Source organism: Amycolatopsis sp. NPDC004169 (genome assembly GCF_040610315.1).
GTDB lineage: Bacteria > Actinomycetota > Actinomycetes > Mycobacteriales > Pseudonocardiaceae > Amycolatopsis.
The window spans coordinates 173,436-185,825 of the sequence record NZ_JBEXMD010000017.1 but is presented as its reverse complement, the minus strand read 5'-3'; the positions used below and the strand labels follow the sequence as shown (position 1 = coordinate 185,825).

Here is a 12,390-nt window from a genome sequence, read left to right as displayed (position 1 = left end):
CCCACCCCGCCCGGCCGCGGGGGCGCCGGGCGCCCCCCCCCCCCCCCCCCCCCCCCCCCGCGGGGGGGGGGGGGCCGGGGGGGGGGGGGGCCCCCCCCCCCCCCCCCGCCGGCGGGTCAGGAGGCGTTCGAGGCGAGGGTGGCGGTGAGCGGCAGGACGAAGGTCACGCTCTTGCAGGCGTCGGTGGCGCCGGCGCTCATGGTCGCGTGCAGGGTGTAGGTCTTGGAGCCACCGGCGGCGATGGTGCCGGTCGTGTCCGCGGGCGCGGGGCTCGTGACGGTGCCGGCGGCGCAGCTGCCGACCGCGTTCGAGGTGCCGGCGCTGATCCCGGTGACCACGACGGGGTAGTCGTTCGGGTTGTTGACGGTCACGGTGAAGTCGGTGCCGCCGCCCGGGTAGAGCGCACTGCCCGAGCCCGCCGGCGTGATCGTCGAGTTGACCGACGTGGTCGAGGAGACCGAGCCGGTGCCGGAGCCGGTGCTCGTCCAGGCCGCGTAGGCGACACCGGCGACGGCCACCGCCCCGACGGCGCCGAGGACGATCGCGGACCGCTTGCTGATCTTGCGCATGAGGTTCTCCTGGAAGCTGTTTCATCGGGAAGGCCGGTGCCCGGTCGCGGTCCGGCTGGTCCGTGAGGACCGTCACGAAGAGTGTGCGAATTCCGCGGCGATCTTCTCCCCGGGCGACCGGCCCGACTGCGAAGGCCGGAGGTCCCTTGCTCTTTTCGGTCCAACCTGTTACGCGCGCGCAATCGAGCCACGGCGAGGTTGTTCCACGCCGGGCGAGTTCCGATGCGGGACCGTGACCTGCGGTTTTCATGACCCGTTCGGCCGAATGGCGGAGACCCTCCCGTGATCTTCCGCGGCCTGCTCGCGGTCTTGGCCAGTGGCTCCGGTGGAGCGCTGCAGGCGCTCGGCCGGCTACTACTTTGCGTGACAATTCGCCGCGTGTTGAGTCATATTTGAACGCGTTCAACTCTTCCGGTACGGTGGAACCGGGGCGGGATCGGGAGGGTGGCATGAAGATCGTGATTCCGGGTGGGACCGGGCACCTGGGCCGGGTGCTGAGCCGCGCGCTGGCGGGGCAGGGGCACGAGGTCGTGGTGCTGACGCGGCGGGAGGCGCGGCCGGAGCCGGGGGTGCGCCACGTCCGGTGGGACGGCCGCAGCGCGGGCCCGTGGACGGCCGAGCTCGACGGCGGCGACGTCGTGCTCAACCTGGCCGGCCGGTCGGTGAACTGCCGGTACACCGCGGCGAACCTGCGCGAAATGCTGAACTCCCGCGTCGATTCGGCCCGGGTGGTCGGCGGCGCGATCGCCCGCGCGGCCCGGCCACCGTCGGTGTGGCTGCAGATGAGCACCGCGACGATCTACGCGCACCGGCTGGACGCACCGAACGACGAAGAGACGGGCATCCTGGGCGGCGACGAGCCGGACGTGCCGGCGTACTGGTCGTACAGCGTCGACATCGCGAAGGCGTGGGAGCGCGAGCAGCGTGTGGCGGCCACGCCGGGGACGCGCAAAGTGGCCCTGCGCACGGCGATGGTGATGAGCCCGGAGCCGGGCGGGGCGCTGGCGATGCTGCTGCGCCTGACCCGCCTGGGCCTGGGAGGTCCGGTGGCGGGCGGCGGCCAGTACCTGTCGTGGATCCACGAGGACGACCTGGTCCGGGCGATCGGCTTCCTGATCGAGGGCGAACTGAGCGGCCCGGTGAACCTGGCCGCCCCGGAACCACTGCCGTACGCCGACTTCCTCCGCACCCTCCGTGCGGCGGCGGGGGTCCCGGTCGGCCTGCCGGCGACGAAGTGGATGGCGGAGATCGGGGCGTTCCTGCTCCGCAGCGACACGGAGCTCCTGCTGAAGAGCCGCCGGGTGACCCCGGGCAGGTTGACGGAGGCGGGTTTCGAGTTCGAGTACCCGACCTGGCCGCCCGCGGCCGAGGACCTGGTCCGACGATCCCGCCGGCCCGCGAAGACAACCACCTGACCGCGGCCCGCGCCAAGCCGACCGCCCAGGTACGCAACCCGACCCTTCCGGTACGCGAGCCGACCGTCCGGGTGCGCGAGCCGACCATCCGGGTACGCAAGCCGACGGCCCGGGTACGAGTGTCGTCCGGTTGGGTGCGCGTGTCGTCCATCCACGTGCGTGTGCCGCTCGCCGCAACCGTCCGCGGGGCTCGGCCCGAGGCCGCGGAAGGCGCGGCCGGTGGTCGCGCCGGCCGAGTCCACTCGGGACGGTCAGCCGAGGTCGGCGTTGTCCCGCAGCCGCCGGAGCGTCAGGGCCAGGTGGAGGCGGAAGCGGCCGGCCGGCGAGTCGACCTCGAAGCCCAGCACCGACTCCGCGCGGGCCAGCCGGGCCGGCATCGTGCTGTGGTGGCGGTGCAGGGCCGCAGCCGCTTTGCGGGCCGAGCCCGTTGCGCACAACGCGTCCAGCGCCGCCACCGTGTCCGCGCCGTGGGGTTCGGCCGCCAGGCGGTCGAGCGCGCGGACGTCGGCCAGTTCCGCGAGTTCCGGCGGCGTCAGCTTGTCCGCGAGCGCACCCAGTGCGCCGAGCCGTTCCCACCACACCACCGGCTCGGCCGCCGAGGTGAAGCGCAGCGCCGTCCGGGCGGCCGCCCACGAACGGGCGACGTCGATGGCCGGTCCGTCCGGGCCGACGCCCACGCGGGCACCCTCCGGCAGCGACGCGACCTCGCCCGGCAGCAGGACCGCCCGCACCCCGCCCAGCCGCGCGGACCGGCCCGCGAGCGCGTCGACCCCGGTGCCCGCGAGCACGCGCAGCCGGGTCGCCGGGCCGAAGCCGAGCAGGTGCAGGGCGCGGGACCGTTCGGCGGTGCCGGTGTCCGCCGACAGCACCAGCTCGACCAGCGCCGGATCCCCGAGCTCCGGCCGCGGCACCCCGGAGTGCTCCAGCAGGATCGCCGCGGCGATGGCGAACCGTTCGAGCAGCATGTCGTCGAGGGGAACGGGCGCGCCGTCCCGCGCCACCCAGACGACCACGCCGGCTTCGAGCGTCCGCGTGGCCGCCCCGACCGGCGCGGCGGCCGGGGTGAGCACGGCACCGCCCGGCGCGGCCCGCAGCGACAAGCCTTGCCCGGGAGCGTGCACCCCGACGGCACAGCCGGCCAGATCCGCGGTGCTGCGCACCAGGACGTCCAGCCCGGCGCGGCCGGTGATCAGGCGGTCGAAGAAGCCGATCACCCGCACGGCGTTCTCGGCGTCGGCGTCGAGCCCGGACAGCCGCAGCAGCAGGCCTTTCATCCCGCCACGATAGGCGCGCCGACAGCCTCGAGGCGAGCACCGGCCGCCCCGCCGCCGGGTGGCTGGTTTCCTCCCGTCAACGCCCGCCGCCTGGCGGTGGCCTCCCTCCCTCCTCCCGGCCGATGATCGGGGGCATGACCTACGCGATCGATCCCGAGCTGCTGCCCTGGCTGGACATGCTCCCGGCCGTCACCCTCACCGACCACGACTCCCTCCTGGCCGCGCGCTCCTCGATCTCGCAGCTCGGCCGGATCCTCCCCGCCCACGAACCCGCCAACCCGGTCGAAGTCCGCACCATCGCCGTGCCCGGGCCCTCCGACGCCCCCGATGTCCCGGTCCGCGTCTACACCCCCGCGAACCGGACCGCCGCCGTGCCCGGGCTGCTCTACATCCACGGTGGCGGGTTCGTCATGGGCGATCTCGACACCTTCGACGCGCACGTCCTGCGCCTGGCCGACGAGCTCGGCATCGTGGTCGCCTCGGTCGACTACCGGCTCGCCCCCGAGCACCCGTTCCCGGCGCCCGTCGAGGACTGCTACGCCGCCCTGACCTGGGTGGCCGCCAAGGCGGACGAGCTCGGCATCGATCCCGCGCGCCTGGGCGTGGCCGGCGAAAGCGCCGGCGGTGGCCTCGCCGCCGCGGTCGCGCTGCTGGCCCGTGACCGCGGCGGCCCGCGGCTGTGCTTCCAGTACCTCGGCATCCCCGAACTCGACGACCGCCTCGACACCCCGTCGATGCGCGACTACACCGACACGCCGGTCTGGCACCGGCCGAACGCCATCCACAGCTGGACCAGCTACCTCGGCACCGAACCGGGCGGCCCCGACGTCTCGCCGTACGCCGCCCCGGCGCGGGCCACCGACCTCGCCGGGCTGCCGCCCGCCTTCGTGACGACCTGCCAGTTCGATCCGCTCCGCGACGAAGGCATCGCCTACGCGCAGCGCCTCGCCCACGCCGGCGTCCCCGTCGAACTGCGCCTCTACCCGGGCACCTTCCACGGCTCGAGCATGGTCGAGACGGCGGAGGTCTCCCGCCGGATGTTCGCCGACGAGCTGGACGCGCTGCGGCGGGGACTCGGCTGAGGTCAGGGCACGACCTCGGTGACCGTGTCCTTCACGACCTGCCACCGGGCGTGCTCCCGCACCAGCGTCAGGCTGATCGTGTAGTGCCGGTCGATGCCGTGCGACGGCTCGAGGTAGTGCGCGTCGAGGATCGCGAACCCCATCTTGCAGTCCTCGACGACGGTGTGCGTCACCGTCCACGGCATCGAATACTCGTAGGGCACCTTGAACTGCTCCAGGACCGGGTTCACGTTCGCGTCGTACCCGATGTACAGGTTGCCCCGGCGGCCCACGGTGACCATGTCGCGGTGGATGATCGCGCGGTAGCGGGCGGCGTCGCGCTTGTTGTAGCTGTCCATGTCCTCCCAGACGGCGTGGTCGAACGCCCGCCGGCACTGCTCGCCCGCCTGGTCGCCTGCCGCCGCGGCCGGCGGGCCGAGCACCGTCGCCACCAGTGCCGTGCCCAGCGCCGCGTAACCCCACTTGCGCATCTGCTGTCCCTCCGTCGTTCCGGCCCCCGACGCTGCCCGGGCGGTGCATCACAGCTGCATCACTTCCGCACCGGCGCCGCCGGGCGGGTGGCTAACCTCGGCCGCGGGGTGAGTGATGGAGTTCCGCGTCCTGGGTCCGGTGCGAGTGCTCGGCGCCGGGCGGCCGATCGCGCCGTCCGGGCCGCGCCAGGAACGCATCCTGGCCGCGTTGCTGCTCGGCGCCGGCCGGGTGGTGCCGGTGTCGCGGCTGGTCGACGTCGTGTGGGACGGCGAGCCGCCGGCGACCGCGGTCCGCCAGGTCCGCAACCTCACCACCGCGCTGCGCCGCACGCTCGTCGCGGCCGGTGCCGGTGAGGACGTCCTCACCGCCGAAGGCCCCGGTTTCGCGCTGCGGCCGGGCGAGTTCGACCTCGACAGGTTCGAGGACCTCGCCGCCCGCGGCGAGTACCGGGCGGCACTGGCCTGCTGGCGGGGTCCGGCGCTCGCCGGCGTGGACAGCGCCGCGCTGCGCCCGGACGCCGGGCGGCTGGGGGAGCGCCGGCTGGCCGTACTGGAGCAGTGCCTGGCCGCGGAGGTCGACGCCGGGGACGGCGACGCCGTCGCCGAGCTGACCGCGCTGGTCGCCGAGCACCCGCTGCGCGAAGGCCTGGTCGGGCTGCTCATGCGAGCACTGCACCGCGCGGGACGGCAGGCCGATGCCATCGACGTCTACCAGCGCGCGAAGCGGCGCCTGGCCGACGAGCTCGGGATCGCGCCGGGCGCGTCGCTGCGGGCGTCCTACGAGCAGCTGCTGCACGACGAACCCGCGCCGGGCCGGTGCTTCCTGCCCTACGACGTCCCGGACTTCACCGGCCGCGCGGCCGACATCGCGGCGGCCGTGACGGCGTTGCGCACCGGGCGGCCGGTGGTGGTCGACGGGATGGCCGGGGTCGGGAAGACGGCCTTCGCGGTCCGCGTCGCGCACCTGGCCGCCCGGGACTTCCCGGACGGGCAGCTGTTCGTGGACCTGCACGGCCACACGCCGGGCCGCGACCCGCTGCCGGCCGGAGCCGCGCTGGCCGCCCTGTTGATGCAGACCGGCGTGCCGGCGAGCCGCCAGCCGGACGGGCTCGACGAGCGCGCCGCGCTGTGGCGCTCACGGGTGGCCGGGCGGCGGCTGCTCGTCGTGCTGGACAACGCCCGCTCGGCGAGCCAGGTGGTGCCGCTGCTGCCGGGCGGCGCGGGCACCGGGGTGCTGGTGACCGGTCGTCGCCGGCTCGCCGCGGTGGACGGCGCGCTCGCCCTGTCCCTCGACGTCCTGCCACCGCCGGAAGCCGAAGCCCTCTTCGCCGCGGCCGCCGGGGGACGGCCGGGTGCCGCGGTCGCGCGGCTGTGCGGGTACCTGCCGCTGGCCCTGCGGATCGCCGCCGCCCGGCTGTCAGCCCGTCCACTGTGGACGGTGGAAGACCTGGGGACGCGGCTGGGCTCCGAACGGCGCCGGCTGGGGGAGCTGCGCGCGGGCGGCCGGGACGTCGCGGCGGCCTTCGCGCTGTCCTACCGCGACCTCACGCCACCGCAGCGGCGGATGTTCCGTGCGCTGGGCTGCCACCCGGGCGGCGACTTCACGGCCGCCGCGGCGGCCGCGTCGGCCGGCACGGGACTCACGGAGACCGAGCGGCTGCTCGAAGACCTGCTCGACGCGCACCTGCTCCGGCAGCCCGCCCCGGACCGCTACGGCTTCCACGACCTGATCGCCGAGCACGCGCGGGCGGTGGCGGAGCCGGGTGAGACCGAGGCGGCGCTGACCCGGCTGCTGGACCACTACCGCGACGGCGAGTACTCCTTCGCCGCCGAGCGGGCCAACCTGATCGCCGTCACCACGCTGGAAGGTCACGACGAGCACGCCTGGCGCATCGCCGACCGCGCGGTGGCCGCGTTGCGGGAGCAGGGCCACCGCGACGAGCTGACCGCGCTGGCTCGCGCGGGCGCCCGGGCCGCGGACCGGCTGGGTGACCCGCACGCCCGGCAGCTCGGCCTGGCCAACCTGACGACCGCGCACTGGGAGACCGGGCGGCTGGCCGAGGCGGTGGAGACGACGGCGGAGCGGCTGAGGCTGGTCCGCGCCTCCGGCGACCGTGCGGCGGAAGCGGCCGCGCTCGCCCGGATGGGCGCGGTGCACGGCATGCTGGGCCGCTACGCCGACGCGGTCCGGCTGTACCGCCAGGCGCTGGTGCTGGCCGGCGAAACGGGCAGCCACGACGTCGCGTGCACGGCCTGGGGCAACCTCAGCAACGCCCAGGAGGTGCTCGGCCGGTACGAAGAGGCACTCACGTCGGCGGCGCGGGCCCGGGCGATCCGCGAGGAACTCGGTGATGCGCACGGGGCGATCCTGGCGAGCGCGCAGCTGGGCCTGGTGCAGGCACGGCTCGGCCGCCTCGCGGAGGCCAGGGCGACGGCGGAGACGGCGGTGTGCGCGGCGGTCGAGGCGGACTACGCGTTCGGGGAGGCGTGGAGCCGGATCGACGCGGCCGAAGTCCTGCTGGCCGACGGCCGCCCGGCGGAGGCCCACGCGCACGCGGAACGGGCCTGCGCGATCCTCGCCCGGTTGAACCACCCGCTGCTGCTCACGATGGCGGCCAACAGCCTGGGCGCCTCCGCCCACGCGACGGGCGACCCGTGTGCGGCCGTGTCGGCGTACGGCGTGGCCCTGACGACGGCACGCCGGATCGGCTACCGGGCCCAGGAGGCGCGGGCGTTGCTGGGGCTGGGCGCGGCCGAGGCCGCGCTGGGGCGGCAGGCGGAGGCGGACCGGAACCTGCGGGCGGGACGTGCGGTGCAGGAGGAGATCGGCTGGGCGGAAGCCGCGCTGTCCTGACCGGCATTCCGGTCGGAGACAGGAATGCCGGTCGGGCTCGCTCGTGCGGCGGTGGTCGGACAGCCAGGCCACGCGGGCGCAAGTACGGCAGCGGCCGGAGCGCTCGGTCCGACCGGCCGGGCTCGGGTGGGCCTGCGCAGGCCCACCCGACCGGACTCAGTCCGCCGGACCCACGTCGATCAGCACCTTCCCGGTGATCCCGTCCTCCGACGCCGCGTGGGCCTTCGCCGTCTCCTCCAGCGGGAACCGGTGGATCGGCACCCCGCGCTCTTCGCCGACCCCCAGCGCGCCGTCCGCCAGTGCCGCGGTGATGTCCTCGGCGCCCGCGCGGAGCTTGTCCTCGCCCACCGTGTACAGCACCAGGAACTGGTAGCGGGCGTTGAGGAACAGGTTCGCGCCGAAGTCCAGCGTCACCGTCCCGGTACCGCGGTCGTCGCCGTAGGTGGCGACCGTGCCGCGGGGGCGCAGAACCTCCGTGTGCAGCTGGGCGTTGACCCCCATCGCGACCTCGACCACCAGGTCGACCCCGTCCGGGGCGATCGCGCGGATCCGCTCGCCCAGCGCGGGGTCCGGGTACCGCAGCACGTGGTCGGCGCCCGCCGCACGGGCCAGTGCTTCCTTCTCGTCGCTGCTGACCGTGGCGATCACCGTCGCCCCGGCCCAGCGGGCGAGCTGGATGGCCGCGTTGCCGACCGCGCCGGCGCCGCCGCTGACCAGGACCGTGCGGCCGGCCAGCGCGCCGGGGGAGAGGCGGGACGGCCCGTCCTCGGCGACGGTGAGCGCGCGGTGCGCGGTCAGCGCCGGGATGCCGAGCCCGGCGCCGTCGTCCAAGCCGGCGCCTTCGGGCAGCTTGACCAGCTTCGAGACCGGCAGCACGGTGTACTCCTGCGCGGTGCCGGACTCCGGCCGGTACGCGGCGGCGATGACCGTCCACACCCGGTCGCCCGGTTTGAACCCGGTCACGTCGGGGCCGACCGCGTCGACGACGCCCGCGCCGTCCTGGTTGGGTACCGTCTCCGGGACCTCGGCTCCCGGCTCGGCGCGGAGACCGCTGCGTGCTTTCCAGTCCGTGGGGTTGACCGCGGACACCACGATCCGCACCCGCACCTCACCCGGCCCGGGGTCCGCGACGGCCCGCTCCGACAGCTCCAGCACCTCGGGTCCGCCGTGGCGGCGGTAGACGACAGCTTTCATGTCCGGTGCAATCCGCGTGCGGCGCGGGATATTCCCGGCAGCAGCGGAAATGCGCAACGGGAAATCGTTTTTCGGTCCCGGAAAGCAAGAAATTCGGGCGCGGGTGATCCCCCGGGCGGGCGATTTTCGGGGTCGGCCCCGGCGCAATCGGCGGTCGTCGCAGAAACTGGGCGCGTGGGAGAGGAAAAGCGCAACCCGGGGGAAGAGCGGCCGAAGCGGGATGATGTCGAGCCGACGCCGATCTTCGACGCCGTGTTCAGCGCGACGCGCGCCAAGGCGAATACGCCGAATCCGCCGCGGGAGCCGGACAAAAGCGGTCGGTGAGCGAACGTGCAGCACGTCGTTCGACGTCCGCGACGAACCTGTAGCATCTCCGGTGCCCGAGCACCCGTGGCCGAGGAGTGAGCCGTGGCCGGCGTCGTCGACCGCCTGATCGCCGCCGAGTACGCGGCGGGAGCGTCGATCTCCGAGCTCGCCGAGCGCTGGGGGATCGACCCCCGGCAGGTCGTCGAGCGGATCTCGGCCGCCACCCGCCCCTGACCGGGCTCAGATCGCCCGTTCCCCCTTGCCCAGCACGACGATGCCGCCCTCGCTGACGTGGTAGTGCCCGCGGTCGCGGGCCAGGTCGACGCCGATGTGCGCCCCGGCCGGGACCACGACGTTCTTGTCCAGGATGGCCCGCCGCACCACCGCGCCGCGGCCGACCCGGGCCCCGTCGAGCAGGACCGAGCCCTGCACCACCGCGCCCTGCTCGACGATGACGTCGGGGGAGAGCACCGAGTCGACGACCTGGGCCCCGGAGATGATGCAGCCGTTGCTCACGATCGACTGGTTCGCCGAGCCGCCCTCGACGAACTTCGCCGCCGCCCGCTGGCCGGGGTGGGCCAGGATCGGCCACCGCCGGTTGTAGAGGTTGAAGATGGGGTGCGTCGAAATCAGGTCCGTGTGCGCGTCGTAGTAGCTGTCGATGGTACCGACGTCGCGCCAGTAACCGTGGTCGCGTTCGGTTTCGCCGGGTACGACATTGGTGTTGAAGTCGTAGACCGCCGCCTCACCCGATTCGACCAGCGCCGGGATGATGTCCCGCCCCATGTCGTGGTGCGAAGCGGCGTTTTCGGCGTCGGCGTAGAGCGCTTCCAGCATCACCTTGGTGGTGAAGATGTAGTTGCCCATCGACACGTACGCCTCTTCGGGCGAGTCCGGCAGGCCCGGCGGGTCCGCGGGCTTCTCCATGAACGCGTCGATCAGCAGCCCGTCGGTGGTCCGGATGACCCCGAACGAGCTCGCCTCCTTCCGCGGGACGCGGATGCCGGCGACGGTGACCCCCGCCCCGGAGGCGACGTGCGCCTCCAGCATCTGCCGGGGGTCCATCCGGTAGATGTTGTCCGCGCCGAACACCGCGATGTACTCGGGGTTCTCGTCGTGGACCAGGTTGAGGCTCTGGTGGATGGCGTCGGCGCTGCCCTGGTACCAGCGCGGGCCCAGCCGCTGCTGCGCGGGCACCGGCGTCACGTACTCGCCGGTCAGCGAGGACAGCCGCCAGGTCGTCGAGATGTGCCGGTCGAGCGAGTGCGACTTGTACTGCGTCAGCACGCACAGCCGCCGGATGCCGCCGTGCACGAGGTTGGAGAGCACGAAGTCGATCAGCCGGTGCGTGCCGCCGAAGGGCACCGCCGGTTTCGCCCGGTCCGCCGTCAGCGGCATCAGGCGCTTGCCCTCCCCGCCCGCGAGCACGATGCCCAGGACATGGCATTCGCTGTTCACAGCGACCTCCCGCACGCCTCGTAGAGGGCGACCGTCCGCTCGGCGATCGCCTTCCAGCCGAACTCGCCGACCGCACGTTCGCGGCCGGCGGTGCCCATCGCGGCGGCACGGTCCCCGGCGCCGACCACTTCGTTCAGCGCGGCGGCCAGACCCGCCTCGAACCCCTGCGGGTCCTGCTCGTCGTAGTGCACCAGCAGCCCGGTCCGGCCGTCGTCGACGACCTCGGGGATCCCGCCGACGTCGCTGGCCACCACCGGGGTGCCGCACGCCATCGCCTCGAGGTTCACGATGCCGAGCGGCTCGTAGACCGACGGGCAGGCGAACACCGCGGCGTGGGTGAGCAGCTGCACGACCTCGTCGCGCGGGAGCATCTCCGGGATCCAGCGCACGCCGGTGCGGGTCTTCTCCAGCTCGGCGACCAGCCCGCGGAACTCGGCGTCGAGCTCGGGGGTGTCGGCGCCGCCCGCGCACAGCACCAGCTGGACGCCGGGGTCGAGCGAAGCGCCGGCCCGCACGAGGTGCGGGACGCCCTTCTGCCGGGTGATCCGGCCGACGAACAGCACGTACGGCCGGTCCGGGTCGATGCCGTGCTTGACCAGGGCCTCGGTGCCCGGGTCCGGCCGGTACAGCGTGGTGTCGATACCGTTGTGGATCACGTGCACGCGCTCGGGCGGCACGTCGGGGTAGGCGGCCAGGACATCCCGGCGCATCCCGCCGCTGACGGCGATGATCGCGTCCGCGGCCTCGTACGCCTCGCGCTCGATCCACGACGACACGCGGTAGCCGCCGCCGAGCTGCTCGGCCTTCCACGGCCGCAGCGGCTCCAGCGAGTGCGCGGTCACGACGTGCGGGATGCCGTGTGTCATCTTCGCCAGGTGCCCGGCGAGGTTCGCGTACCAGGTGTGGCTGTGCGCGAGGTCGTGGCCGTCGAGCGCGTTCGCCATCGAGACGGCGATGTCCATGGTGGTGAACGCGGGCTGGCGGTACCCGTGGGGATCCGTGTGCCCGGTGGCGTCCGCGCGGTCGGCACCCCAGCAGTGCACGTCGAGATCGACCAGCGATCGCAACTCCCGGGCGAGGAACTCCACGTGGACCCCGGCGCCGCCGTAGACCTCCGGCGGGTATTCGCGGGTGAGCAGGCCGACCTTCATGATGCGAACCCTATGGCCTCGACGGCCTGCGGCGCAGTCTGGCGGACAGGGGAATTCCGCGAGTTCTCCGTCACGGCCCGGTGATCACCGGGAGAGCGGTGGCCCGGGCCCACTCCTCACCGCAGTACCAGCACGTGCCGACGGAGACGGCCCCGCTGTCGACTTCCTCCCAGCCGTCGACGCGCACGCGGTACGAGCCGGCCGGGACGGTCCCGAACGCCACGTGCCCCTGCGCGTCGGACACGGCCGTCGCGGCGACCGAGCCGTCCACCCGGTCGACCGGCTCGACCGCGGTGCCGGTGATCGCCCCGCCCGCGTCGACCGTGTAGTCGGCGTCGTCGTCGTGGTAGAGCACGCCGGCGGTGGTGCCCGGCGGGGCGGGCACGCGGGCGAAGACGTCGACCTCGGGCCGCCCGTCCAGCGGGCCGGGGTCGATCCCGAAGTCGCAGGCGTGGTGGAAGCCGCCGTGGGTGGTGGCGCCCGGGGGCACGGTGCCGGTTTCGGTGAACGTCCGCGTCTCGCCCGCGGCCAGGTCGCCGCTCCCGGAGTCGAGCCCGCGGAACCGCTCGTGCGGGGCGCCGCCGTTCCGGCTCCAGACGGCCGCGGTGATGGTGAAC

Annotated in this window: 12 protein-coding genes; 5 read left to right on the top strand and 7 right to left on the bottom strand. The window is 74.2% G+C overall.

Going from position 1 to position 12,390, the window contains the following annotated elements:
• Positions 1-116 precede the first annotated feature (116 nt).
• On the bottom strand, positions 117-569 hold the full coding sequence (locus ABZX11_RS24015; RefSeq protein WP_176169815.1) for a hypothetical protein: 453 nt from the start codon (positions 567-569) through the stop codon (positions 117-119).
• Positions 570-1,018: 449 nt separating this feature from the next.
• Here ABZX11_RS24015 and ABZX11_RS24010 point away from each other — a divergent pair, with 449 nt between their 5' ends.
• Positions 1,019-1,984: a TIGR01777 family oxidoreductase gene (locus tag ABZX11_RS24010; RefSeq protein ID WP_354916467.1), complete on the top strand. Its 966-nt coding sequence runs from the start codon at positions 1,019-1,021 to the stop codon at positions 1,982-1,984.
• Positions 1,985-2,235: 251 nt separating this feature from the next.
• On the opposite strand, the gene ABZX11_RS24005 is transcribed toward ABZX11_RS24010, so the two are convergent.
• Positions 2,236-3,258: a helix-turn-helix domain-containing protein gene (locus ABZX11_RS24005; RefSeq protein WP_354916464.1), complete on the bottom strand. Its 1,023-nt coding sequence runs from the start codon at positions 3,256-3,258 to the stop codon at positions 2,236-2,238.
• Positions 3,259-3,392: 134 nt separating this feature from the next.
• Between ABZX11_RS24005 and ABZX11_RS24000 the strand changes: the two genes are divergently transcribed.
• The gene (locus ABZX11_RS24000) at positions 3,393-4,340 is read left to right on the top strand and encodes an alpha/beta hydrolase (protein ID WP_354916461.1); all 948 of its coding nucleotides are present in this window, start codon (positions 3,393-3,395) and stop codon (positions 4,338-4,340) included.
• A 2-nt stretch (positions 4,341-4,342) separates the two neighbouring features.
• Here ABZX11_RS24000 and ABZX11_RS23995 read toward each other — a convergent pair whose 3' ends face one another.
• On the bottom strand, positions 4,343-4,810 hold the full coding sequence (locus tag ABZX11_RS23995; protein WP_176169811.1) for a hypothetical protein: 468 nt from the start codon (positions 4,808-4,810) through the stop codon (positions 4,343-4,345).
• A gap of 115 nt (positions 4,811-4,925) precedes the next feature.
• Between ABZX11_RS23995 and ABZX11_RS23990 the strand changes: the two genes are divergently transcribed.
• On the top strand, positions 4,926-7,664 hold the full coding sequence (locus ABZX11_RS23990; protein WP_354916457.1) for a BTAD domain-containing putative transcriptional regulator: 2,739 nt from the start codon (positions 4,926-4,928) through the stop codon (positions 7,662-7,664).
• Positions 7,665-7,820: 156 nt separating this feature from the next.
• On the opposite strand, the gene ABZX11_RS23985 is transcribed toward ABZX11_RS23990, so the two are convergent.
• The gene (locus tag ABZX11_RS23985) at positions 7,821-8,858 is read right to left on the bottom strand and encodes an NADPH:quinone reductase (protein ID WP_354916454.1); all 1,038 of its coding nucleotides are present in this window, start codon (positions 8,856-8,858) and stop codon (positions 7,821-7,823) included.
• 174 nt (positions 8,859-9,032) lie between these two features.
• Here ABZX11_RS23985 and ABZX11_RS23980 point away from each other — a divergent pair, with 174 nt between their 5' ends.
• Both ABZX11_RS23980 and ABZX11_RS23975 read left to right on the top strand, forming a co-directional pair.
• Positions 9,033-9,182, top strand: a complete 150-nt coding sequence (locus ABZX11_RS23980) for a hypothetical protein (RefSeq protein ID WP_354916451.1) — start codon at positions 9,033-9,035, stop codon at positions 9,180-9,182.
• A gap of 84 nt (positions 9,183-9,266) precedes the next feature.
• Complete coding sequence (locus ABZX11_RS23975) at positions 9,267-9,398, top strand: hypothetical protein (RefSeq protein WP_303246938.1); 132 nt, start codon at positions 9,267-9,269, stop codon at positions 9,396-9,398.
• A 6-nt stretch (positions 9,399-9,404) separates the two neighbouring features.
• On the opposite strand, the gene glgC is transcribed toward ABZX11_RS23975, so the two are convergent.
• The 3 genes from glgC to ABZX11_RS23960 form a co-directional block, all read right to left on the bottom strand.
• Complete coding sequence (gene glgC / locus ABZX11_RS23970; RefSeq protein ID WP_354916448.1) at positions 9,405-10,622, bottom strand: glucose-1-phosphate adenylyltransferase; 1,218 nt, start codon at positions 10,620-10,622, stop codon at positions 9,405-9,407.
• Positions 10,619-11,773, bottom strand: coding sequence for a glycogen synthase (glgA, locus tag ABZX11_RS23965; RefSeq protein ID WP_176169807.1), 1,155 nt, complete (start codon positions 11,771-11,773; stop codon positions 10,619-10,621). Before glgA ends, glgC begins: the two co-directional genes overlap by 4 nt.
• A gap of 70 nt (positions 11,774-11,843) precedes the next feature.
• Entirely contained in the window at positions 11,844-12,263 is a 420-nt protein-coding gene (locus tag ABZX11_RS23960; protein WP_354916444.1) for a hypothetical protein, read from the bottom strand.
• Positions 12,264-12,390 lie beyond the last annotated feature (127 nt).

What these genes read in the sequence shown, in the direction of transcription:
- ABZX11_RS23985 (WP_354916454.1), bottom strand. Translation starts at nt 8,858, where the DNA reads ATGAAAGCTGTCGTCTACCGCCGCCACGGCGGACCCGAGGTGCTGGAG.
- ABZX11_RS24000 (WP_354916461.1), top strand. Translation starts at nt 3,393, where the DNA reads ATGACCTACGCGATCGATCCCGAGCTGCTGCCCTGGCTGGACATGCTC.
- ABZX11_RS24010 (WP_354916467.1), top strand. Translation starts at nt 1,019, where the DNA reads ATGAAGATCGTGATTCCGGGTGGGACCGGGCACCTGGGCCGGGTGCTG.
- ABZX11_RS23990 (WP_354916457.1), top strand. Translation starts at nt 4,926, where the DNA reads ATGGAGTTCCGCGTCCTGGGTCCGGTGCGAGTGCTCGGCGCCGGGCGG.
- ABZX11_RS23995 (WP_176169811.1), bottom strand. Translation starts at nt 4,810, where the DNA reads ATGCGCAAGTGGGGTTACGCGGCGCTGGGCACGGCACTGGTGGCGACG.
- glgA (WP_176169807.1), bottom strand. Translation starts at nt 11,773, where the DNA reads ATGAAGGTCGGCCTGCTCACCCGCGAATACCCGCCGGAGGTCTACGGC.
- ABZX11_RS24005 (WP_354916464.1), bottom strand. Translation starts at nt 3,258, where the DNA reads ATGAAAGGCCTGCTGCTGCGGCTGTCCGGGCTCGACGCCGACGCCGAG.
- ABZX11_RS24015 (WP_176169815.1), bottom strand. Translation starts at nt 569, where the DNA reads ATGCGCAAGATCAGCAAGCGGTCCGCGATCGTCCTCGGCGCCGTCGGG.